Source organism: Capnocytophaga sp. oral taxon 326 str. F0382 (assembly GCF_000318295.1).
GTDB classification, from domain to species: Bacteria; Bacteroidota; Bacteroidia; order Flavobacteriales; family Flavobacteriaceae; genus Capnocytophaga; species Capnocytophaga periodontitidis.
Genome location: NZ_KB291420.1, coordinates 1 through 300, shown reverse-complemented (window position 1 = coordinate 300; position 300 = coordinate 1). Strand labels below are relative to the sequence as shown.

1 protein-coding gene is annotated in these 300 nt (G+C 42.0%); it reads right to left on the bottom strand.

Features of this window, described 5'->3' with window-relative positions; all coding sequences use genetic code 11:
• On the bottom strand, window positions 1-300 hold a 300-nt coding region (locus HMPREF9073_RS15960; protein WP_009413436.1), incomplete at both ends, for a V-type sodium ATPase, K subunit domain protein.

Below are 300 nucleotides of genomic sequence, written 5' to 3'. Positions count from 1 at the left end.
CAAACCCATAATAATTATTATATGCCATTATTCCCACTCCTGCTGAAAAGCCCCAATTGCCATCGTTATAACCTACTGCAAAATTTGCCCCCATACCCGAAGCGTTGCCAAAAGCTACAGCTAAAGATAGGCTTATATTCCAATCTCCTATAGGAAAATTGACACTTGGTAACATAGAAGATACTGCTCCTGTAGCTATACCATTGGTAATAGATTCAGCCGTCAGCACTGCTGTTGATCCTAAAGCTCCCGTAATAGCACCTCCTACAGCACCTCCTAAAACTGACAGTCCAAAACTTC